Source organism: Paenibacillus sp. MAHUQ-45 (assembly GCF_058133325.1).
Window position 1 is genome coordinate 277131 of record NZ_JBYUPV010000005.1, and the last position, 20188, is coordinate 297318.

At 46.0% G+C, this 20188-nt stretch carries 18 protein-coding genes; 16 read left to right on the top strand and 2 right to left on the bottom strand.

Annotated features, from left to right (window positions below):
- Positions 1-124: 124 nt before the first annotated feature.
- The 10 genes from AC3Y23_RS13895 to AC3Y23_RS13940 all read left to right on the top strand — a co-directional run bounded on the left by AC3Y23_RS13895 (position 125) and on the right by AC3Y23_RS13940 (position 9200).
- A complete protein-coding gene (locus AC3Y23_RS13895; RefSeq protein WP_379199803.1) occupies positions 125-829 on the top strand; it encodes a response regulator transcription factor in 705 nt (234 codons plus the stop codon).
- Positions 830-833: 4 nt separating this feature from the next.
- Positions 834-2210, top strand: coding sequence for a sensor histidine kinase (locus tag AC3Y23_RS13900; protein ID WP_379199805.1), 1377 nt, complete (start codon positions 834-836; stop codon positions 2208-2210).
- A gap of 93 nt (positions 2211-2303) precedes the next feature.
- Positions 2304-2837 carry a hypothetical protein gene (locus AC3Y23_RS13905; protein ID WP_379199807.1) on the top strand — a complete coding sequence of 178 codons (534 nt, stop codon included), beginning with the start codon at positions 2304-2306 and terminating at the stop codon, positions 2835-2837.
- Between the two features lie 44 nt (positions 2838-2881).
- A complete protein-coding gene (ftsW, locus tag AC3Y23_RS13910; protein WP_379199809.1) occupies positions 2882-4012 on the top strand; it encodes a putative lipid II flippase FtsW in 1131 nt (376 codons plus the stop codon).
- Between the two features lie 10 nt (positions 4013-4022).
- Positions 4023-5159, top strand: coding sequence for an FtsW/RodA/SpoVE family cell cycle protein (locus AC3Y23_RS13915; RefSeq protein ID WP_379199811.1), 1137 nt, complete (start codon positions 4023-4025; stop codon positions 5157-5159).
- A gap of 58 nt (positions 5160-5217) precedes the next feature.
- The gene (locus AC3Y23_RS13920; RefSeq protein ID WP_379199813.1) at positions 5218-6264 is read left to right on the top strand and encodes an LCP family protein; all 1047 of its coding nucleotides are present in this window, start codon (positions 5218-5220) and stop codon (positions 6262-6264) included.
- Between the two features lie 177 nt (positions 6265-6441).
- Positions 6442-6798: a DoxX family protein gene (locus AC3Y23_RS13925; protein ID WP_066372027.1), complete on the top strand. Its 357-nt coding sequence runs from the start codon at positions 6442-6444 to the stop codon at positions 6796-6798.
- 48 nt (positions 6799-6846) lie between these two features.
- Positions 6847-7302, top strand: coding sequence for a MarR family winged helix-turn-helix transcriptional regulator (locus AC3Y23_RS13930; RefSeq protein WP_379199816.1), 456 nt, complete (start codon positions 6847-6849; stop codon positions 7300-7302).
- Between the two features lie 123 nt (positions 7303-7425).
- Positions 7426-8049, top strand: coding sequence for an FMN-dependent NADH-azoreductase (locus AC3Y23_RS13935; RefSeq protein WP_379199818.1), 624 nt, complete (start codon positions 7426-7428; stop codon positions 8047-8049).
- Positions 8050-8591: 542 nt separating this feature from the next.
- Positions 8592-9200: a methyltransferase gene (locus AC3Y23_RS13940; RefSeq protein WP_379199820.1), complete on the top strand. Its 609-nt coding sequence runs from the start codon at positions 8592-8594 to the stop codon at positions 9198-9200.
- 180 nt (positions 9201-9380) lie between these two features.
- Here the strand turns inward: AC3Y23_RS13940 and AC3Y23_RS13945 are convergent, their stop codons facing one another.
- Positions 9381-11159: a glycoside hydrolase family 36 protein gene (locus AC3Y23_RS13945; RefSeq protein WP_379199822.1), complete on the bottom strand. Its 1779-nt coding sequence runs from the start codon at positions 11157-11159 to the stop codon at positions 9381-9383.
- Between the two features lie 317 nt (positions 11160-11476).
- Here AC3Y23_RS13945 and AC3Y23_RS13950 point away from each other — a divergent pair, with 317 nt between their 5' ends.
- The 5 genes from AC3Y23_RS13950 to AC3Y23_RS13970 are packed head-to-tail and all read left to right on the top strand — an operon-like array spanning position 11477 to position 17128.
- Entirely contained in the window at positions 11477-12523 is a 1047-nt protein-coding gene (locus tag AC3Y23_RS13950; protein ID WP_379199824.1) for a LacI family DNA-binding transcriptional regulator, read from the top strand.
- A gap of 21 nt (positions 12524-12544) precedes the next feature.
- Entirely contained in the window at positions 12545-13804 is a 1260-nt protein-coding gene (locus tag AC3Y23_RS13955; RefSeq protein ID WP_379199826.1) for an ABC transporter substrate-binding protein, read from the top strand.
- Positions 13805-13817: 13 nt separating this feature from the next.
- Entirely contained in the window at positions 13818-14876 is a 1059-nt protein-coding gene (locus tag AC3Y23_RS13960; RefSeq protein ID WP_379199829.1) for a carbohydrate ABC transporter permease, read from the top strand.
- Positions 14854-15705: a carbohydrate ABC transporter permease gene (locus AC3Y23_RS13965; protein WP_379199831.1), complete on the top strand. Its 852-nt coding sequence runs from the start codon at positions 14854-14856 to the stop codon at positions 15703-15705. The genes AC3Y23_RS13960 and AC3Y23_RS13965 overlap by 23 nt, the downstream gene beginning before the upstream one ends.
- 34 nt (positions 15706-15739) lie before the next feature.
- Positions 15740-17128: an MGH1-like glycoside hydrolase domain-containing protein gene (locus tag AC3Y23_RS13970; protein WP_379199833.1), complete on the top strand. Its 1389-nt coding sequence runs from the start codon at positions 15740-15742 to the stop codon at positions 17126-17128.
- A 1033-nt stretch (positions 17129-18161) separates the two neighbouring features.
- On the opposite strand, the gene AC3Y23_RS13975 is transcribed toward AC3Y23_RS13970, so the two are convergent.
- On the bottom strand, positions 18162-19082 hold the full coding sequence (locus AC3Y23_RS13975; RefSeq protein WP_379199835.1) for an aldo/keto reductase: 921 nt from the start codon (positions 19080-19082) through the stop codon (positions 18162-18164).
- A gap of 237 nt (positions 19083-19319) precedes the next feature.
- On the opposite strand from AC3Y23_RS13975, the gene AC3Y23_RS13980 reads away from it, so the two are divergent.
- The gene (locus tag AC3Y23_RS13980) at positions 19320-19724 is read left to right on the top strand and encodes a MerR family transcriptional regulator (RefSeq protein WP_379199837.1); all 405 of its coding nucleotides are present in this window, start codon (positions 19320-19322) and stop codon (positions 19722-19724) included.
- The last annotated feature ends 464 nt before the right edge of the window (positions 19725-20188 follow it).

The following is a 20188-nucleotide window of genomic DNA, read 5'->3' on the forward strand; positions in this document are numbered from 1 at the left end:
CCCTCAATATAGAGTAATATCCACATGTGATTGAATATGAACCTGCACCCAAGACTCTCTCTTTATAGGGAGAGCTTTTTTTGTATTTTACTTATCAGGAAACAGGTTAATAGGGGTGGAAAGCGTGAATACTGCTGTTCGTAATCATGTATTGATTGTTGAAGATGACGATAATATTAGACGTTTTATTTCGATTAATTTAATCAATAACGGCTTTGTGGTAAGTGAGGCGGCATGCGTAGGAGAAGCCTTGGAGAGCTTCACAAGCAATCATCCCGATGTTATTGTTCTGGATATTATGCTGCCGGATGGTAACGGCTTTGAAATCTGTCGGGAGCTAAGAGAGCAGGACCCTGGGGTTATTATTGTTTTTTTAACCGCACGTGGACAAGATCTGGACAAAATCAAAGGACTTGAAATCGGCGCTGATGATTATATTGTCAAGCCGTTTAATCCGTTAGAGCTGGTGGCACGAATCAAGGCCATCTTGCGCCGGACAGAAGCCGTTGCAAAACCGCAGAGGCTTGTTCTTCAAGCCGGACCGCTTCGGATGGACCTTAATGCCAATAAGGTGTTCAAGCATGATGTTCCAATTGAATTAACGCCGAAGGAATTCCAAATGATCAGAACCTTTCTGGAACATCCCGATACCGCACTCTCCCGAAATGAATTAATGAATCTCGTATGGGGTGAGGACTATATTGGCGATCCTAAAACAGTAGATGTTCATGTACGCAAATTGCGCGAGAAGATCGAAGATGACGACTCCAATCCGTATTGGATTGAAACGGTATGGGGACTAGGCTATCGCTTTAGGAAGGACGGCTGAAGGGATGGGGATTCAGAAAAGATTAGTAGGCAGTTATCTGGTAGTCATTTGCCTGACGGTGCTCATTCTGGAGATTTTTCTTAATGTATCCGTAAGATACTACTATTTTCACAATATAGAGCGAATCCTGATGAATCAAGCGGAGCTATCCGCTTCTTTTTTTCAACAGTATTTTGCCGAGGAGGATCTGGAGAAGCAATCGGAACGTTTATTGAAGGGATTTTCCAATAATTCCGAGGCGCAGGTGCAGATTATTGATTCATCGGGTCGGCTTTTGCAGGATTCGAACGGACTTCAAGGCGATAAGGTTATGACTGGGGATGTGCAGTCAGCGATTCAGGGTCAGCCTGGTACTTGGAGAGGGAAGGACCCTGTGACCGGGGAGGCTATTTTAGCGGTCGCCTATCCTTTACAGGCCAATGAAATCATCGTCGGGGAAGTCAGGTTTATTACGTCCTTAACAGAAACCATACATACAGTGGAGCAAATTGCATTTTTACTAATCGGTGTCGGCATGTTGGTGATTGTGATTGTGACGATTCTCGGGTTGTTGCTGTCCTGGACCATTACGAGATCCATCAAAGATCTTAAACATGCCGCAGATAAAATGACCGAAGGAGATTTCAGCATAAGAGTGCAGAAGCGTTACCAGGATGAGCTGGGTTCCTTGGCGGATACGCTCAATATGATGGCGAGTCGTATTTCGCAGAGCGAACAGCTTAAGAATGATTTTATTTCGTCCGTATCTCATGAGTTGCGCACCCCGTTAACCTCGATCAAAGGCTGGGCCATCACATTGAAGGCGAATGGGGGCGAGAGTCAGCCTCTATTGCAGGATGGGCTTGATATTATTGAGTCAGAAAGTGACAGGTTAACGCATATGGTTGACGAGCTGCTTGATTTCTCCAAGCTGGATAGCGGTAGAATAGTCATACACCTCGCATCAGTAGAGCTGACAGAATTGCTGCAGCATATCGGGAGGCAATTGGCCCCAAGAGCAGCCCGGCAAGGTATCTCACTCGAAGTAAACGTTCAGGAGTCACTGCCTGTCATTCAAGCAGATGAGAATCGTCTCAAGCAGGTCATGATTAATCTCATTGATAATTCACTCAAATTCACTCCCCCCTCAGGTGAAATCCTGATTGAAGCCCATAGTGCTCCGGGAAAAGTAGTGATTACCGTAGAGGATACTGGTTCAGGGATCGCGGAGGCCGATCTAGAGAATGTACTGCACAAATTCTATAAAGGCGATCCACATGCTGCAGGCAGCGGACTCGGTCTGTCCATATCGGATCAAATCATTAAGCTGCATCATGGTGGATTGAGAATTAGCAGTGTGGCAGGAGCGGGAACCCGGGTACAAATAGAACTTCCAGTATAAATGAACGCAAAGTTTAACTATTTCATAACCACTTTAATCCCGTCCGCAGATAAAATATGTAAAGAGCGGATAAGCGAGGAGTCGATGATCCTAGTGTCCAGCAAATTCATTAAAGCAGGTGTCATGCTGACAACATTATGGTTGCTTGGCGGATGCCGGGTTCCAGCAACACCTATAGATATGATTAAGCCTCCTTTATCCGAAGCGAGCAAGCAGCGTTATGATACCAGTCAGGAGCTGATCAAACTGCTGCCGGATAAGGCGCAACTGGTCACCCCTTTACAGGGCCAAGAGGGTCATGATGTTTCTTTTGGAGATATGGATGGAGACGGAATTGATGAAGCTGTGGTTGTCTATGAAGACAATAAAGAGGCGGGTAAGCCGTTAAAAGCCGCACTGTTCAAGCAGCATAACGAGGGGTGGAAGGTGGTCTCAGAGATCCAGGGTTTTGGTTATGGTCTGGAGTATGCCGGATTCTTGGATTTAGATCATGATGGCTTTAACGAGCTTGCCCTGGGCTGGTCATTGGGTGAGGCTGGAAACGGCCTGGATGTGTATAAGTTAAGTGAAGACAAGTTAAAGCTGTTCTCCAAAAAGGCCTATCACGGGGAACTCAATCTGAAGTAATTTATTGGTGAATAGTGGCTGGCGTGGTGGAGGTCATCTATGATTTGAAACTTAAAATAAGAGGTCGCCCGGATTTCACTCTTTTTTTCTTAACTCTGCTGCTGGTTGGCTTTGGTCTGATTATGATCTTTAGCGCCAGCTATCCTGCTGCTTTCATAAAACATGCTAGTCCGTGGCACTACGTCATGAAACAAGGCGTATTTGCGCTTACCGGATTATTTGTGATGCTCATTTTTATGTCTATTCCTTTTTCAGTGTGGAAGAAGGCTTCACCGATCCTGCTCGCGTTCTCCTTACTGACACTTGCTCTCGTCCTAATCGGAGGGGCGAACATTAATGGTGCAAGACGATGGTTTGTGCTGGGCGGTTTTAATTTGCAGCCGTCGGAGTTCACCAAGTTAACGGTTATCGTATATTTGTCGGCCATCATTAGCAGAAAAGGGGAGCGAATCCGCAATTTCCGCAATGGCTTGCTTCCCATTATCATGGTCATCGGCACGATTCTGCTGCTTATCATGAGACAACCGGACTTTGGAACTGTGTTGATCCTGTTCTTTATTGCAGTAACGATCCTGTGGGTCGGTGATGTTGACCTCCGTCATATGTTCTTGCTAAGCCTGGCTCTCGTTCCTATGTTTATTTATCTTGCGGTTAGTAAAAGTTATCGTCTTGAGCGCGTCAGCGCTTTTCTGAATCCGCTAGATGATCTGCAAGGCTCGGGCTATCAGCTTACACAGTCATTCTATGCTTTGGGTAATGGAGGCCTTACTGGTACAGGGATCGGTCAAGGTGTGCAGAAGCTGTCTTATTTACCGGAGGCTCATACCGATTTTATCTTTGCCGTGATTGGCGAAGAGTTGGGGTTTGTCGGCACATTTCTGCTCTTCGTCGTATTTTTTCTGTTTATTTGGCGAGGGTTTATTACTGCAATAAGGAGTAGCGATCCATTCGGTCTCATGCTGGGAATGGGCATTGTGATGATGATATTTATTCAATTCCTCCTGAATGTTGGATCTGTAATTGGCAGTCTGCCGATTACGGGTGTGCCGCTCCCTTTTATTAGCTATGGGGGATCATCGCTCATGTTGTGTTTGGCCTGTACAGGTATTCTCCTTAGCATTTCAAGAGATAACCATAGAAGACGTCAAGAAAGCTCTAGAAATTCAACAAAATAGAGGTTGCCATATGTTTATCACCAGCAAATTTGCAAAACTGGATCTATCCACACTTATTCTTGTAACATGTCTCGTTTCCATTGGGAGCATTGCTATTTATGGAGCAACAGCGGATACACATCTAGCGGGACTTCAAATTAACTATCTATATTTATTTGGTGCATTTTGCATTCCGATGTTAATGATCGCATTGATTGATTATAAAATTCTAATGGGCAAGCTGGCCTACCTTCTCTATGGAATGAGTATAGGGATGCTTGTGTTGGTCAAGTTTGTTGGAGAACACATTAACGGCGCTTCCCGGTGGCTTAGTATTGGGAGCTTTCAGCTTCAGCCGTCGGAGTTGGCGAAAATCTCCACGGTGCTGCTGATTGCTCATGTGCTCGGAAAACGAGAGGGGAAGCAGCTCCGTTTCATTCAAGATTTATTACCAGTCTGTGGAATTTTTGTGCTCCCGTTCGTCTTAATCTTGCAACAACCAGATTTAGGTACGGCGCTGGTTTTTGTCGGGATATTACTTAGCATGCTTTGGGTTGGCAATATCCGTGCGATATATATGATTCTGATCCTCGGTACGATAATCATTTCGGTCGGGACAGTATTATGGCTATACAATGCTAACTTTGAATTGCTATCCAAGTTTGTCAAGCCTCATCAAATGTCCAGGATTCAAGTCTTCCTGGATCCAACCAGTGATCCTGATAAATCATGGCATGTTAAAAATGCGATGACAGCGATCGGATCAGGAGGGTTGTCTGGAGGTGATGGAGTTTATGTAAGCAGAGGCTTCATTCCTTATGCTTATTCAGATTCTATCTATGTAGTCATCGGGGAGAATTATGGCTTTATAGGTTCGGCAGTGCTGCTGCTTCTGTATTTATTGCTCGTATATCGGATGATCTTTATCGCTATGGACAGTAGAGATCGTGCAGGGTCCTATTTGGTTACCGGCTTTATCGCCATGTTAATCTTTCAGGTTTCCGTTAATATCGGTATGCATATTGGTTTGCTGCCCCTGACGGGTATTTCATTACCATTTATCAGCTATGGAGGCAGTTCACTGCTCAGTAATATCCTTGCGATTGGTTTAGTACTAAGTGTTAAAGTTCATAAGGATGAAGTCTCCATTGAACCATCTGAGAATTAGAAGACAGGTTTGAACATCGGGTGTATACAGACGCTAATGAAGTGGAGTGGAGGGAATTATGTCTAGAAAGAGCAAAAGCAAGAGTAAAGGCAAGTGGAGCACGACCCGTAAAGTTGTGACGAGTATAAGTCTTGTTATCGGCGCTCTTCTCCTTGGAGCTGGGGCGTATGTGGGATACCTATATCAAAAGACGGATACGGCCATTCAGCGCATGTCGGCACCGGCAGCAGTCGTTCAGCCTTTGGCTCTTCCAATGGAGAGCGATAATAATAAAAAGGAAAACATTGAGCCGATGATCTTTCTGCTCGCCGGTGTAGATAGCCGGGATGGGGGTGGCGGGGTGATGAATACGGATGTGCTGATGCTCGTCAGCTATAATCCGGAGACCAGGTCCACCAGTCTGCTATCACTACCGCGTGACTTGCTGCTTAAGCCCAAATCTTTGCCTTCCCGCAAAGCCAATTACTATTATGCCTACCACTATATTAAAGATAAGTCGCAGGCTATCCCTAATACAAAGCAATTTTTTAGCGATCTATTAAGTATTCCCATTGATCATATGGTCGTGGTGAATTTTGATGTGTTAAAGCAGACGGTAGACTTGCTGGGTGGATTGGACATTGATGTCGACATGGACATGAAGTATATCGATACTGCAGATGGGACGAATATCGATTTAAACAAAGGTTTGCAGAAGCTGAATGGTAAGCAGGTGCTGGACTTTGTGCGGTATCGCAAATCGAATCAAGGCACCGGAGAATCCTCCGACTTTGCACGTAATGATCGGCAGCAGCAAGTCATCAAGCAAATTATTGACAAGCTGGGTGCTTTTCAAGGGATTTCCCAATGGGGAAGAGTGCTCGACATTATCGGCAATAACGTAAAGTCAGATATACCGGGAGAGGAGCTCCAGCAATGGGTGTTCAATTTCCCGAAGATTAAACCGGAGCATATTCGTTCATTACATATGGATACTGTTTGGAAAAGCCCTTATGTTTACGTGAAAAAAGAGGATTTACAAGCGGCGCTCACTACCCTGCGTGATGAAGCTGGTATAAGTACTAGCGGTTCATTCAACTTAAAAGCAGTGGGCACGATGGATTAATGTTAAGTTGATGCTTCACAGCTTGTAGTGTATCGAGAAACCCGATCATTTTGATGATCTCGGGTTTCTTTTTTTGGTAGTGAAAAAAAGTAATTGACTTACGATAATTATCCTAATATTATTATAAATATCATTAAGATAAATAATTTTATTAAAAGTGATGGGGGATATTATTTTATGAGTATTTTATCGATTGTATTGCAGTCCATCTTGGCGTTGGGCTTCCTTATGTTCGGTTTCACGAAGTTTGGTTCGAAGCAGATGGTGGAAGAATTCAAGCGTTACGGACTTCCCGCAGCGTTCCGTATTTTTACAGGTCTGGTTGAATTGGCGGGGGGAGTATTCATGGCCATCGGGATCTGGAAAGAGCAATTTGCGGCTATCGGTGGAATAGTCGTTGTGGTGACTATGATCGGGGCTGTTGCTACACATGTTCGCGTGAAGGATCCTGCCTCCAAGCTGGGAATGCCTTTGGTATTATTGATTCTCGGGCTTGTGGTATTATTTATAAATTGGGGGGCGTTAGTCGGCTAAAAACGTTCATAAATCCCCCTTTAGTTGTCAACAAAGGTGGTAATTGAAATGAATTTGGATAATGAACAAAACGAGCTCGACCTGCGATTGCTCAGGGTATATATGAAATCCGCGCAATCTGTAGGCGACCTCATGAAGAAGGATATCAGCAGGTATGGAGTGGATATCGGGGCCTTTCATATTCTAGAGTTTCTATATAATAAAGGTCCCCATGCTATTCAAAAGATCGGCGAAAAATTCTCTATCCCAAGCGGAAGTGTGACCTATGTAGTGGATAAGCTGGAGAAGAAGGGGGTTATTCAACGGGAAGTAAGCGCAGAGGACCGAAGATTGGTGATAATCAAGCTGACAGATGACGGACAAGCCCTTTTTGATGATATTTTCCCCAAACATACGCAGACTATAGCTGATATGTTCTCTGTATTGACGGATGAGGATAAGCATCAACTGACGGAATTGTTAAAGAAGCTGGGCTTACAGGCTGAAAGCAAATTAAAGTCCTGAGGGACATTCGGATAAGGAGGTGATCCATTACCTGCAAGGAGCGCAGGCGGCACAGGTTATCAGGAAAAAGCTTTTTAGAAGCTGCACTTTATAAATATAATAGACAAAGGGAGAGAAATTAAAATGGCAAATGTATTATTCGTGAAGGTAAATGATCGTCCGGCAGAACAAGCGGTAAGTGTGAAAATGTATGAAGCATTCCTGGGAGCGTACAAAGAGTCACATCCACAGGATGCCGTGACAGAACTGGATCTATACGAAGCAAACCTTCCTTACTATGGCAACACCGCCATTACTGGACTATATAAAATTAGCCAAGGCTGGGAGCTGACACCGGAAGAAGCATCCTTGACTGCAACAGTGAACGGTTATTTGGACCAATTCCTTGCTGCTGATAAAGTTGTTATTGCGTTCCCACTGTGGAATTTCATGGCACCTGCACCGCTCATCACTTATATTTCCTATCTTGCACAAGTAGGGAAGACATTCAAATATACTTCCGAAGGTCCGGTTGGACTGGCAGGAGACAAGAAAGTTGTATTGCTGAATGCCCGCGGCGGAGTATACTCCAGTGAGCCGATGTCTGCTTTGGAATCCGCTGTGAAGCCAGTGAAGACTGCACTGGGTATGTTCGGAATTCAAGCTGAAGAGATTATTATTGAAGGTCATAACCAAAACCAAGATCGTTCGGCAGATATTATTGCTGAGGGATTGGAACAAGTAGCTAAAGTAGCTGCAACATTCTAATGGAATGACATAACAAGCTCCCAAGCTTCCTGGCTTTTTGCCAGGGAGCTTGTTTCATTTAAGAGAGCTTACATAAGAAGCATCGAAGTGCAATTAACGGCATTTTTGTACCTTAAATCCTCTTCAGCTAAGGGTTTGAGAGGATTAGGTGCAATATTGTACCTTAATTCTTCAAGGATACCCCGTTCAGCGGGATTTTTCGAAAAATAAGATACAGAAATACCCTTATTCCCCTCTTTTTCCTATTTTGAAGAAAAATAAGGTGCAAAAATGCTGTTAGTTGGGGAGGTATCCCCTCTGTTTCACTGTTAAGACGACTGGTGAAGGGGAATAGGCCACTTCTTCCACCCCGCGTACGTCTCCCGGAACATGGTGCTTAGCCCAAGGCGGTGGTCAAACCTCATAGTGGTTGAAATCTGTCGATAGTCTATATTTTGATGCTGGCTTTCCTACTGGAAAGCTTTCAGGCGAGCTTAATGTCATATTGCATCAATCCCCGCATATGCTTTTAGGAACTCCTATTATAGAAACGGAGGATGCAAATGACCTTTGATTACATTAACTACTGGGAACAAACATATAAGACAGGCGGAAACTCGGGATCTGGATCTTACGGTGTGCTGGCAGAGTTCAAAGCTGCGGTTGTCAACGCCTGCATTGAGCGCTATAACGTTAACGAAGTGATTGAATTTGGCTGCGGGGACGGGCATCAGCTGGGATTAATCAACTATCCGCGGTACATTGGACTTGATATTTCATCGGAATCCGTACGGATATGCCAGGAAAAATACGGCGATGACCCGACGAAAGCTTTTGCTACGTACCATCCGCTGACTTGGACGGGAGGTCAACAAGGATTGCAAGCCGATATGACTGTCTGTTTAGATGTACTTTACCATATCATTGATGAAAACCACTTCCAGGCAACACTGTCTCATGTGCTTAATGCGTCACGTGATATCGTTGTTATTTATTCCAAACTCGATACCGGTGATGATGAGCAGATCATTTATACGATCAAAGACCGGGACTTACTGAGCAGGCTCGCGCAGTTCGGCGATTTTCAAATTGTAGAGCGCATCCCGCAGTTGTACCCCGATATCTCCTCTGCCAGCTTTGTCATTTTACGCAGAAAAAGCGCAATTGCATAAATGGTAGATGATGAAATGCAACGATTCGATCGGGGCATCATCAGCTCAATGATTAGGGAAGGACAATATATAAAACCGCTGGATTACAAGAAGCCAGCGGTTTTTGGGTCGTATGATATTAGGTCGCTTTGAGCGGGAGTCCCTTTGAGTAGTCAGAAAGGTGGCCTGCTCAGACGATTACTACGCGTCCACTCGCTTAAAGCTAACTAGCCCCGCTTTAGGAACCGCTACTTCAAGCAAGCCACTACCTATTTCCACGATCTCAGAGCTGATAATTTGTCCGCAGCAGTCTTTGACCTGCAGCTCATAGCGAGCAGGGGAGAGGCTGCTTCTAATTACTACCCGTTCACTGTAGGTGCCGTTCACGATAAACAATTGAGTAAAGTCCTGCTCTACAGGCACAATAACATCAGCATAGATGGCGATGACCTGAGTGTCGTCCTTACGTGCAGTCACGAGCGGGTACAACAGCTCCGGTTGTTGCGGAGACAGCTCGCCTCGCAGCAGCACATCGCCGTGTTCTCTGCTGAATGCTAGCCAGAAACGCAGCATGGACAGATATTCCTGGTCAATGTCGTTAAGACGCAAAGAAATTTGCGGTACGGAGAAGATTACATTGACCAATTGCATCGCCGCGCTCTCCACAGGTTCATTGTGGTTGAACATGATCATGTCGGAATGCACAGCTGTATTTCCGGACAAGAGTCGTAGGTCCAGTGTACGGACCCGGTTTTGTATGGAGTCGTTAGGGCAGTCGTTGGCACGGAACATGTTGCCGTATTTTCGCATCAGCGGGCCGATATAGGTCTGACGGAATTCGATGAGAATATCCGGTTTGATAGCTCTAAGACGTTCCATGACATCGGAGAGTAGACGGTCTACAGCTTCAGGTACCGACTCATGATCCCGGCCTTCTGCTGTACCCTCCTGTTGATCTGGACTCAAACGGAAGCTATCCACGAAATCCAGCTTGAGGCCGTCAATGTCCCAACCGATAACGGCTTGTTCATAGGTATTGATCAGGTATTCCCGCACATCCGGGTATCGTGGGTCCAGCACGCCCGCGTTCAGCTTCTCGTCAATCCGCAGGAGCTTGTCCTCGAACTGGCCCCATACTTTGCTGGACTTGCCCACGAACGGGACGGAGTACCAAAGCATATATTTCAGCCCTAGCTTATGAACGTTATCGACATGCATCTTCATATCTGGAATCTTGCCGCCATACACTTCCCAGTCACCCGTAAAGGCATAACCACGATTGTTATCATCCGTCTGCCAGCCGTCATCGACAATGATGGTGTCACACCCGAGCTCCTTGGCCAGCTTGGACTGCTCCTCCAATTCGCTTGCGGTCAGCTCCTGGTGATACGAATACCAGGTGGAGTACATAGGGCGGAGCGCCACATCAGGAACTTCGGCTGGCTTATAACCAGGAAGGGTTTCCCACCATGCAGTTACCTCCTCCAGCGCTTTATTGTAAGCAATATCTCTGCGGTCGATCCGTAGAGTGGCTTCATAATGATCGATCTTCGGCATGGCTTCTTCAAATAAGGTAACAGAACACAGGAAGGTTGAATCTTCTTCATGGATACCTGCTTTTATAGATACATTGTTCAAAGCATCGGTAAAAGCGAAGGTCATGCGGTTCCGTCCGTCCAGATTGTATAGGGAAGCCACGGGTGCCAGGGAAGTGCTCTTTGATTGGAAACCGTCACCCCAATCCACCTGAAACGCTTTATTGCGATCCGTTCCTGGATGCCATAAGGAATGAACGTCTACGGCAGGGATGGACCACTCAATAGAGCACACTGGCGGATATTCTTTCTGTGCGGCCTTAAGTTTAATATGAACCAGGAACAGATTTTCCGTAACAGTCTCGATTTCAATTGTGCTGTCGAACAAGGGACTGTCGCTGACGACAGTGACAGTGGGACAAGTGTTGTTGATTAAAGTTTTCATAATGCCTCCTGCATGCAAAAATAGATAATGGGCTAATATTCACTGTTTAGAGTATAGTGTTTACGAAACATATAGTAAACAAAAACTTTAAAACGGTTATTTTCAATCAGGGTAATCTTATTATTAGGTCAGATACTTATGTGAAAGCGATGACAAATAGGTATTGTCAAACGTTTTGAACTTTGATATATTGTATTCACGCATTAGTTCACTAATGTTTAGTAAACATAATACATTTTGATTGGCAAATGCTTGGCGGAATTATAAAATAACCATAAGGGGTGTTTCCCAAATATGAAGTGAAAAGGTGATTAGTCGTGGCAACTATTCGTGATATCGCAAGTCTGGCTGGTGTATCTCCATCCACAGTTTCCCGAGTGCTGAACGGAGATCGTTCCCTTTCGGTATTGGAAGAGACAAGAAGAAAGATTCTTTCCGCTGCGGAGCAGCTGCAATATAAAGGAAGTCAGCGGCGTCAGACCAGTCAGGCGGCGCAGTTGAAGGATTATAAAATCGGACTCGTGACCTTCTGTTCCGAACAATTTGAATCGGAGGACCCGTACTACCTGTCCATCAGGCTGCAGATCGAGAAGGAATTCAATCAGTTAGGCCTGCATATTACGCGGACAATCCGCTGGGTTAATCATGACTCATATGAAAGCCTTTCCGGATTGGATGGTCTCATCGTAATCGGGAAGTTTGAGTTTGATCCTTATAATCTGTTCTTTAGCCGGATTCAGAATGTCGTCTTTGTCGATTACTCTCCGGATGAGAATCGTTTTGATTCCGTTGTGGTAGATTTTGATAAGGTTACACGAACGGCTTTGGATCATCTTACCGGACTTGGCTATACTAGGATCGGTCTGATCAGTTCTCGTGATTTCATTAACCGTTTTGGTTCTAACTCCGGGACGGATTCTGTGGACCAGCGGCAAAGCAGCTTTGAAGCTTATATGAAGCAGAAGGGACTGTACCTGCCAGAGCATGTCCACATCGGCAATGATTTCTCCATGTCTACCGGATATCAACTCATGCAGGCAGTGATCGAGAAGCAGGATTTGCCGGAAGCTTTCCTGATTGGTTCCGATCCAATGGCCATTGCCGCCGGAAGAGCGCTGAAGGAAGCTGGTTTGAAGGTGCCTAGAGATATCGCGTTGGTTGGTATCGATGATATTGAAATGGCCTCTTATGCCAACCCGCCATTGACTACGGTGAAAATCTATACCGAGCAAATGGGGCAGAGCGCAGTGAAAATGCTGCTCGAACGCATCGGGGGCAGAGAAGTGCCCTTAAAGATTGTGCTTCCGTCCAAGCTGATGATCAGAAGCAGCTGCGGTGCGGAAATTCGGTCATCAACTAGTTAACATACTTAGGGGGAATACATGATGAAAAAGTGGTCTTTGATTGTTTTATCTCTACTTGTTGTAATCGCCTTATCTGCCTGTTCCGGCAACGCGGGGAGCGATAGCAGCTCTTCGAATTCAGGGGGAAATAGCGGGGCTGCCAAAGGGAAGATCACGTTTGCTTTCTGGGGAGCTCAGAGCGAAGCTGATGCGATCAAGCAGGCCATTGACAACTTCCAGAAGACTTATCCTGATATTAAGGTAGAGAGTCAATGGATTCAAAAGGACTATCTGACCAAGTTGCAGACGATGATTGCCGGAGGAACTACCCCCGATGTCATGCTGATCTCCGGAGGGGATTTGCCGGGTTTTGCGAACGCTTTCCAGGAACTGCAAATTGATAAATCGCTGTTCAGCTCGCCTTCCTTTGTGGATTCCATGAGCGTGGATGGTAAGGTATATGCCGAGCCTTTCATTATCAAACCAAAGGTAATGGCCATTAACGTGGATCTTTTTGAGAAGAATAATATTCCGCTTCCAAGTCAAACCGTGCCGATGACTACTGAGGAATTCAAGGACATTTCCAAAAAGCTTACTTCCGGTGAGGGAGCGAGCAAAATTTTCGGTTCGGAGCCGCTGTGGCTCGGCAACTGGATCTATTCGTTCGGCGGCCAGTTCTACACTGATGATCTGAGTAAGTCAGCACTTGATTCACCGGAAGCGATTGCAGCTGCCGAATATATTGTCTCCACCAAACAAGAGGGCATCGTACCTAATGATAGTGAGAAGCAAGGTCAGAACATGATGAACTGGTATCTGGGCGGCAGAATCGGCATGTTTACCGACTTTGGTCCTTGGTACCTGCCGCAGATGGCAGATGTACAGAACTTTAAATGGGATCTCGTGCCATTCCCTGGCAACGGCGGTTCCAAAGAAGTTAACGGATTGGCGATCAGTAAGAACAGCAAGAACGCAGAAGCGGCCAAGCTTTTCATTGATCATATGACTCAAAACGAAGAGGCACAAAAAATCATCGGAGGCAACAAAAATGCTTACGGAGTGCCGGTTATCGCTAGTGCTACAAGTGCATTCGAAGCTGTAGCTCCTAACAAGAACTTGCAAGCCTTCGTGCTTGCCGCTGAGAAGCAGCATACACAAGAAGCTCAGAAGAGTACCAATGAGATCAACAATGAGATGAAAGCCATCGACGATACTACGCCGATCGGAATCGGCACTAAGGATGTTAAGGAAGTATTCCCGCAGGTAGCTGAGAAGATCAACAATATTTTACAACAAAACTAACGGGAGCATACTTATGAATGGATTAGTAGAAGGGATCTACAATTTCTATGAAGGAATCGGGATGCCGGCAGCATTGCTGCCGCTTCTCCCTTTTCTGACTCTTATCGCGGTTGTGTTTGCCATTATTTTTGCTGTTACAAGACTGCTGGTGAAGAAAAAAATCATGCATACCAAAACGGCGAGCTTCTACATGTTCGTTTCGGTCTGGGTGATCGGCTTCCTGCTGTTTACGGTAGGTCCGATGATTTTCTCCTTCTATATCAGCTTCACCAAATGGGAAGTTGTCAGCGATCCGCAGTGGATAGGGCTGGGCAATTACAAAATGCTGTTCAAAGATACATTGTTCTATAAATCATTATCTGTAACGTTCTATTACACGCTGGTAAGTGTACCGCTGCAGGTCATTCTGTCATTTGCGATAGCGATTCTAATGAACCTGAAGCTGCGTGGCATTTATATTTTCCGTACGATTTATTATCTTCCTACCCTGGTGCAGGGTGTTGCACAAATGGTGCTGTTCATCTGGATCTTTAATCCCAATGTCGGCCTTGTCAATTCACTGCTGCGTTTGGTAGGTGTTGAAGGACCCGGCTGGTTCTCCAGTCCGGACTGGTCGATGCCTGCGGTCATTATTATGAGCCTCTGGACGGTCGGCGGTAACATGATCATCTATCTGGCCGGATTGTCGGATATTCCGCAAAGCTTGTATGAAGCGGCCGAGATTGACGGTGCCACTGCTGCGAGAAAAGTATGGCATGTGACCCTGCCACAGATTTCACCGATCCTGTTCTTCAATGCGGTAACAAGCATGATCGGGGCATTCCAGACCTTTACCCAAGGCTTCATGATCAACGGGGGGCCGGATAACTCCTTGCTGTTCTATGCTTATTATCTGTATCAAAATGCTTTTATGTGGTTCAAAATGGGCTACGGATCAGCGCTGGCCTGGGTACTCTTCGTGATTATTCTGATATTCACCGCAATTGTATTCCGCAGCAGTGCTTTATGGGTGTACTACGAAACAGAGCAAAACGGAGGGAGGAAGCGTCGTGTCCGTCAAAAAAGAGCGTAATTCTACCAAGAAAAAGGTGCATTGGCTGGCCTATCTCCTACTTTTAATCGGGAGCGTAGTGTTTCTATATCCCTTTATCTGGATGGTCTCTGCCTCACTGCGGAGTCTGGAGGAGCTTGCTGGCTCCGGGATGAGCATCTGGCCGGAACACTGGCGCTGGGGCAACTATGCCAAGGCACTGACGGCCTTTCCGTTCCCGCAATATCTGCTTAACACTGTGATTACAACCATCTTGCCGATTATCGGTACGGTTCTTTCCTGTTCGCTTGTCGGCTACGCTTTCGCCCGGTTTAAGGTGAAAGGAAGCGGGTTCCTGTTCGTACTGGTTCTATCGACCATGCTATTACCTGGTGAAGTTACAATGATCCCGCAATTTATTCTATTCAAAAAGCTGGGCATGCTGGATACGCTGTACCCGCTGATCGTTCCTTCCTTCTTCGGCTCGGCGTTCTATATTTTCTTAATGCGCCAATTCTACTCCCGATTGCCTGTTGGTCTCGAAGAAGCAGCGATTATCGACGGTTGTGGTTATTTTAAAATCTGGCGCACGATCTTCCTGCCACTGTCCAAGCCAGCCTTGATGGCTGTCGGTGTTATGGTCTTCATGGGCTCCTGGAACAACTTTATGGGACCGCTGATTTATATCAACAGTGATAAATGGAAGACACTTACGCTGGGATTGGCCGGATTCCAGGGTACTTATGCTACGGATACCAACTTGCTGATGGCTGCGGCTGTCGTCATTACATTGCCATGTATTCTACTGTTCTTCTCAGCACAAAAAGCATTTATGGAAGGTCTGACCTTCTCGGGTTCCAAGGAAAGCTAAGCTAATATAGAAAAAGGACAGGAGTGACCTTAGTATGACGCATGAGAGAGAAATCAAAGCCAAAGCTGGTGCTGTAACTTTTCAATCCTCCGATAAAGATCTGAATGAAGGTTTTGTCTGGGCCAAACGCCAGGCACTTGAATATGCTCACTTCGGTGAAGATGCCGTTGGGCTGTGGTACGAAGCTGCATTGCCTGAACGAGAGGCATTCTGTATTCGTGATGTGATGCATCATAGCACTGGAGCTGCGGTACTGGGGCTTCGATATCATACCAAAAATATGATCATGCGTTTTGCCGAGAATATTGCGGAATCACGGGACTGGTGTACGTACTGGGAAATTACGAAGGATAACGTGCCAGCCCCCGTTGATTACGAGAATGACGATGATTTCTGGTACAATCTTCCGGCAAACTTCGATATTATCCATACCAGCTGGCGTCAGTATGAGTGGACAGGCGATGACTACTACTTGAATGACAGTCAGCTGCAGAAATTTTTTCAACTAACATTACATGAATATACTAAGACTTGGGACAAAGATGGCGACGGAATTTTGGAATATTACCCGGAATACGGTCGTAGAGGTCTGGCTACCTTCAATGAAGCTGGACTTCACCCGCTACTTGGCGGGGACATGATCGGCTCACAGGTTGCCGGGTATCGATCATTCGCTCAGTTGGCCCGTCTCAAAGGTCAAGCTGAAGTAGCTCAGCAGTATACTGACAAGGCAGACGAGCTGGAACAGCGTTACGAGAAGGACTGGTGGAACGAAGGGGAGGACCGTTTCTATGGTGCGATGCTGCAAGATCGGTCATTCGTAAAAGTCTACCATGCCGAGGGCAATTTCCTCCCGCTCTATTATGGCTCCATCGGGAATCGTGAGAAGCTGAACAAGGCGCTGGAGGATGTCAAAATCCATCGTGTAGCTAATGTCGAGGGCAAAACCTACCTGCCGGATATTTTCTACCGGTACGGCGAGAACGAAGAAGCCTTCACGGAACTGAAGGAGTTGGTGGACCCAGCTCTGGATCGCCGGGATTACCCGGAAGTGTCCTATTGTGTGATTGGTTCTGTGGCGGCCGGACTGATGGGAATCGCTGGCGACGGAGCGTCCGTAATCAGCACCCTGCCAAGACTGGCGCAATCACTAGAATGGGCGGAGCTGGGAGATGTACCGATTCTCGACCGCACTATTACAGTAAAACATAATAGCAACGCCGAGAGTGCAGTGACGCTGCAATCCGGGAAGCCTTTTGTCTGGAAGGCGGCGTTCCCTGGTCATGTCGATACGCTCTACTATAACGGTGCGTCTGTAGCTGCGAAGCAGGAAACTACAGTAGGTGGAGAACAAGTCAGCTACATTACCGTTGAGATCGCAGAAGGCGAGACACATGCGGTGTCTGCTATGCCACAAGGTTAAATCTTTAAACTACAGGTTCTGGGCTAGAGTTGATTGGAATCAAGACAAGCCGGTCAGATACGCTCTGTACAGGATTGTTGGGATGGTACAAGGCTTGCTTGGACCAGTGAGGACAAAGTACAGTACTATCTCTGACTAGTGAGAAGATGGTACAAGGATGGCTGGCTAGTGAGGACAAAGTACAAGGTTGGCTCAGGCTAGTGAGGCAGAGTACAAGGCTGTCTTAGACTAGTGAGAAGATAGTACAAGGCTGTCTCAGGCTAGTGAGAACATAATTTAAGGCTGGCTCTCTGAGCCAGCCTTTCTGCATGAGTGGTGTGAAGAGGGGGAAAGGGGGCGGGAGGCTTCGAAATAAGAGCAATTTGGTACCTTAATTTTCATCAGAAACTATGAATTTGGTAATTAAGTGCAATTTTGTACCTTAAATATTCCAAAATATCCAGATCAGTGTGCTTTTTCGAAAAATAAGATACAATAATGCGCTTATTTCCCTTTTTTACCTATATTGAAGAAAAATAAGGTGCAAAAATGCTGTTAGTTGGGGAGGGAGCCCTCTTTTTTACTGTTAAGATGACTGGTGGAGGGGACTATACCGCTTCTCGTGGTTGAAATCTGTCGACAGACAGATATCTAAATTAAGGTACATAATTGCATCTATTTCCTAATCGCACCTAACTTCTTGATGCTGCAAACTTCTGCGCCTGGGATAACCGTATAGAAGTGAGAAAAAAAGCCTCAAATCCCACTTGAATGTGGATTTGAGGCTTTTGCTGGTAGGCGGACACATATGGATGTTGCGGGTCCAAACTGGCCCGGGAGGCCGGGATGCCGCCATTCAGCAGAGGACATGCCAGTCATGAACATGTGGTCATGAACATGCAGTCATGAACATGCCGGTCATGAACATGCCGGTCATGAACATACTGCCGTAAATATGCAGCCATGAACATACTGCTGTAAATATGCAGTCCTAGACACGCAGTAGTAAACATGCGGTCAGCAAAATGTGCAACAGAGGCGCTGCCGAATTTTTTTATGGAAGCACGTTGCCAGCAGCGCGGTAGATCTCGTACCATTCTTCTTTGGACAAGGTGATGTCCGTAGCTTTGGCGATATCGCGCAGGCGCTGAGTGTTGGTGGTGCCGACAATCGGCTGCATTTTAGCCGGATGTCTCAGCAGCCAAGCGATAGCAATAGCTGTATCGGCGACACCTTTTTCATCAGCCAGACGATTAACGACCTGATTTAGCTCAGGGTACTTGTCGCTGCCCAGGAATATGCCTTCAAAGAAGCCGTACTGGAATGGCGACCATGGCTGAATGGTCATGTCATGCAAACGGCTGTATTCCAGGATGCTACCATCATGGTCGATCGAAGCCGGGTTGGCCATGTTGACATTGAAGCCAGTGTCGATCATGCCTGTGTTGGTAATACTCAATTGCAATTGGTTGAACAGCAGCTTTTGCTTAACATTTTTCTTGAGCAATTCGATTTGCAGTGGCTTCTGATTGCTGACACCGAAGTGCTTAACCATGCCTTTTTGCTCCAGAATGTCGAAAGCTTCAGCCACTTCTTCTGGTTCGAAGAGGGTGTCCGGACGATGCAGCAGCAGAACATCCAGATAATCGGTTTTCAGGCGCTTCAGGCTGCCTTCTACAGAACTCAGGATATGTTCCTTGGAAAAGTCGAACAGACCTGGGCGGATGCCGCATTTGCTCTGGATCAGGACTTGGTCACGCAAGCCAGGGCTCTTCACAAGCACATCGCCGAATACTTCCTCAGCTTTGCCGCCAGCATAAATATCGGCATGATCAAAGAAATCGATACCCACTTCCAGCGAGGCGTGGATATGTTCCTCCGCTTCCTTCGGGGACAAATCCGCAATCCGCATACAGCCCAGGGAAATTTGGGAGACTTCCAGTGTGCCGTTTCCTACATTTATTTTCTCTGCCATTTCAAAAGTCACTCCTTCATTTGATAGCTTCATGATAAATTGTAAACCTTAGAGGTTACTAGAAGGCAATAGTTTTATGTTATATTATTATCATTGGATCTGTAAAACAACCCTTCGAACCTGTAGCGACCTAATTTAGTGTTAACCACTGATATTGTGTTTGAGGCCTATATAGTAGAAGAGATTTTTTTGATGATTAAGTTGTGCCGGAGCAAGCGGCAGAAATGGAGTTAGCCCATGGGATACAGTATCAAGACCATCTCGCAAAAAAGCGGATTAAGCCCATATACGTTGCGTTATTATGAGAAAGAAGGCGTGTTACCTCTGGTCGCCAGAGACGAGAACGGCAATCGCTGTTTTCACGACGAAGATATTGACTTGATCTCTCTGATTTGTTGCTTGAAGGATACAGGAATGCCGATTGCGGAGATCAAACAGTTTGTTGCCTTGTCCAAAGAGGGCGGCGGGACTCTGCCGGAACGGCGGAAGCTGCTGATGGAGCACAAACAGGAGATTGACCGCAAAATTGAGTTTTTCCAAGAGTTTTCTAAAAAGATCGATCACAAGATCGCTTACTTCTCTTCTTTGGAAAATGAAACATCCTCCCAGCCTGAGCAGCAGGCAGAGGAAGAAGTGAACTGAACAAGCGAACTGAACAAGAAATCTCAATCCGTAAACAGCCACATTAGGAAATCCTTGGCCGATTAGAAAACGCTGCCTTTAGGTCTTATGGCATAATTTCTGATAGGCACTTTTCTAAGTAATATGGTCATAATCACCCTGTAGATGTAATGACAATTTCATGCAGTTCAAGATTGGCGATGAAACGAATCTTGCTATGTTGGGCATTTATCGGGACTTTCGCCGCGGTTTCTGTCCGAAGCCATAGAGTGGATTGTACGAGGCTGGGTTGCCTTGCTATCCCTAGTCATCTTGCAATTCAATCGAGTTGTCATCATCTGATCGCTTTACCGTCCCCTAAATTAATTCATTGGCTCCCTTGAAATATTCAAGGGAGCTTTCGTTTTTTTGGATTCAATACATTTAGGCCTCAACTATCAGGCTTATTTACCGAAATAAAGGTATACTGGAATTAAAATTTGGCA

Coding starts and splice junctions, on each gene's coding strand:
- AC3Y23_RS13900 (WP_379199805.1), top strand. CDS start 834: ATGGGGATTCAGAAAAGATTAGTAGGCAGTTATCTGGTAGTCATTTGC.
- AC3Y23_RS13915 (WP_379199811.1), top strand. CDS start 4,023: ATGTTTATCACCAGCAAATTTGCAAAACTGGATCTATCCACACTTATT.
- AC3Y23_RS13920 (WP_379199813.1), top strand. CDS start 5,218: ATGTCTAGAAAGAGCAAAAGCAAGAGTAAAGGCAAGTGGAGCACGACC.
- AC3Y23_RS13925 (WP_066372027.1), top strand. CDS start 6,442: ATGAGTATTTTATCGATTGTATTGCAGTCCATCTTGGCGTTGGGCTTC.
- AC3Y23_RS13930 (WP_379199816.1), top strand. CDS start 6,847: ATGAATTTGGATAATGAACAAAACGAGCTCGACCTGCGATTGCTCAGG.
- AC3Y23_RS13935 (WP_379199818.1), top strand. CDS start 7,426: ATGGCAAATGTATTATTCGTGAAGGTAAATGATCGTCCGGCAGAACAA.
- AC3Y23_RS13940 (WP_379199820.1), top strand. CDS start 8,592: ATGACCTTTGATTACATTAACTACTGGGAACAAACATATAAGACAGGC.
- AC3Y23_RS13945 (WP_379199822.1), bottom strand. CDS start 11,159: ATGAAAACTTTAATCAACAACACTTGTCCCACTGTCACTGTCGTCAGC.
- AC3Y23_RS13955 (WP_379199826.1), top strand. CDS start 12,545: ATGAAAAAGTGGTCTTTGATTGTTTTATCTCTACTTGTTGTAATCGCC.
- AC3Y23_RS13960 (WP_379199829.1), top strand. CDS start 13,818: ATGAATGGATTAGTAGAAGGGATCTACAATTTCTATGAAGGAATCGGG.
- AC3Y23_RS13970 (WP_379199833.1), top strand. CDS start 15,740: ATGACGCATGAGAGAGAAATCAAAGCCAAAGCTGGTGCTGTAACTTTT.
- AC3Y23_RS13975 (WP_379199835.1), bottom strand. CDS start 19,082: ATGGCAGAGAAAATAAATGTAGGAAACGGCACACTGGAAGTCTCCCAA.
- AC3Y23_RS13980 (WP_379199837.1), top strand. CDS start 19,320: ATGGGATACAGTATCAAGACCATCTCGCAAAAAAGCGGATTAAGCCCA.